Source organism: Sphingobium phenoxybenzoativorans, assembly GCF_001757355.1.
GTDB lineage: Bacteria > Pseudomonadota > Alphaproteobacteria > Sphingomonadales > Sphingomonadaceae > Sphingobium > Sphingobium phenoxybenzoativorans.
Window position 1 is genome coordinate 1 of sequence record NZ_MINO01000168.1, and the last position, 1,962, is coordinate 1,962.

Consider the following 1,962-nt stretch of genomic DNA (forward strand, 5'->3'; position numbering starts at 1 on the left):
GGCCGAGGGCGGAGGCGCGGACGGCGGCATCGGCGCGGGGGAAGCGGATGTCATCCCCCACCTGATCGTCGCCATTGCCGGTCAATATTTCGGCGCGCAGGTGGATGTCGCCGCCCGCGACCTGCGCCAGCGCCGCGACCGGCGAGTGGCAGCCGCCGCCAAGCGCCAGCAACAGGGCGCGCTCCGCCATCACGCAGTCGAACGTGTCGGAATCGCTGATAGCGGAGAGGATTTTGATCATCACGGCGTTGGCGGCGCGCGTTTCGATGCCGACCGCGCCCTGCGCCGGGGCGGGCAGCATGACGTCGAGCGGGATGGCCGCGCCAATATCCGGCTGACCAAGGCGATCCAGCCCGGCGGCGGCGAGCAGGGTGGCGTCCGCCTCCCCCGCCTCCAGCTTGGCGAGGCGCGTCGCGACATTGCCCCGGAATAGGGTGATCGACAGATCCGGGCGCAGGCGCAGAAGTTGCGCGGCGCGACGCGGCGAGCTGGTGCCGACGACCGCGCCCCGCCGCAGCGCGCCGATGCTGTCCGCGCCGATCAGCCGGTCGCGCATGTCGGCGCGGGGCAGCATCGCAGCGATGGCGATTGTTTCCGGGCGGATCGTCTCCACATCCTTCATCGAATGCACGGAAAAATCGATCTCCCCATCCAGCAGGGCGCGGTCCAGTTCCTTGGTCCACAGCGCCTTGCCGCCGATCTCCGCCAGCGGCCGGTCCTGAATCCGGTCGCCGCTGGTCTTGACGGTAACGATGCGGACGGCATCGGATGGCCAGCCATGCGCGGCGCACAGGGCGGAGGCGACCATGTTCGCCTGAACCAGCGCCAGCGGGGAGCCACGGGTGCCGAGGCGGAGGGGGAAGTCCAGTTTGGGCATATCCGGCTTTCCTCTAGTCACCGCGCGCACTAGAGGGAAGCGGCAATGACCATCATCCTTGGCCTGGAATCAAGCTGCGACGAGACGGCGGCGGCGCTGGTGACGGGCGACGGGCGGGTTTTGGCGCACCGGCTGGCGACGCAGGAGGAGGCACACCGCCCCTATGGCGGGGTGGTTCCAGAGATCGCCGCGCGGGCGCATGTCGAGATGCTGACGCCGCTGGTCGCCGCCGCGTTCGAGGAGGCCGGGCTGACCCTGGCCGATGTCGACGCCATCGCCGCGACCGCCGGGCCGGGCCTGATCGGTGGCGTCATGGTGGGCCTCGTGACCGGCAAGGCGCTGGCCCATGCCGCGCACAAGCCGCTGATCGCGGTCAACCATCTGGAGGGGCATGCGCTCTCGCCGCGCCTGGCCGACCAGAGCCTGCAATTCCCCTATCTGCTGCTGCTGGTGTCTGGCGGGCATTGCCAGTTGCTGCGCGTCGAGGGCGTGGGCCGGTACAAAAGGCTGGCGACGACCATCGACGATGCGGCGGGCGAGGCGTTCGACAAGACGGCGAAGCTGCTGGGCCTGGGCTATCCGGGCGGGCCGCGCGTGGAGAAGGCGGCGGCGCTGGGCAATCCGAAGGCGGTGCCCCTGCCCCGGCCGCTGGTGGGGACGAGCGAACCGCATTTTTCCTTCGCGGGCCTGAAAAGCGCGGTGATGCGCGCGGCGCAGGCCGGACAGCATAGCGTCGAGGATATCGCCGCCAGTTTCCAGCAGGCGGTGATCGATTGCTTGATCGACCGCACGGCGCGCGCGCTTTCCAACAGTCATGGCGTCACCGCGCTGGTCGTCGCCGGGGGCGTTGCGGCCAATGGCGCGATCCGCGCCGCGCTGGAAAAGCTGGCGGCGGACAATGACTTGCCCTTCGTCGCGCCGCCGATGTGGCTGTGCACCGACAATGCGGCGATGATCGGATGGGCCGGGGCGGAGCGATTCGCCGCTGGCCTGATCGACGGGCTGGACGTGGCGGCGCGGCCGCGCTGGCCGCTGGACCCGGACGCGGAAGCCGCGCGCGGCGCAGGAGTGAAGGCATGAAGATC

2 protein-coding genes are annotated in these 1,962 nt (G+C 70.3%); one reads left to right on the plus strand and one right to left on the minus strand.

The window, feature by feature from the left end; translation table 11 throughout:
• The coding region (hemC, locus tag BHQ40_RS24600; protein WP_070158298.1) for a hydroxymethylbilane synthase at positions 1-877 on the minus strand (877 nt) is incomplete at its 3' end.
• Between the two features lie 45 nt (positions 878-922).
• On the opposite strand from hemC, the gene tsaD reads away from it, so the two are divergent.
• A complete protein-coding gene (gene tsaD, locus BHQ40_RS24605; protein WP_070158299.1) occupies positions 923-1,957 on the plus strand; it encodes a tRNA (adenosine(37)-N6)-threonylcarbamoyltransferase complex transferase subunit TsaD in 1,035 nt (344 codons plus the stop codon).
• Positions 1,958-1,962 lie beyond the last annotated feature (5 nt).

Bases quoted from the DNA above. Each gene is read 5' to 3' on its own strand.
- tsaD (WP_070158299.1), top strand. From the start codon at position 923: ATGACCATCATCCTTGGCCTGGAATCAAGCTGCGACGAGACGGCGGCG.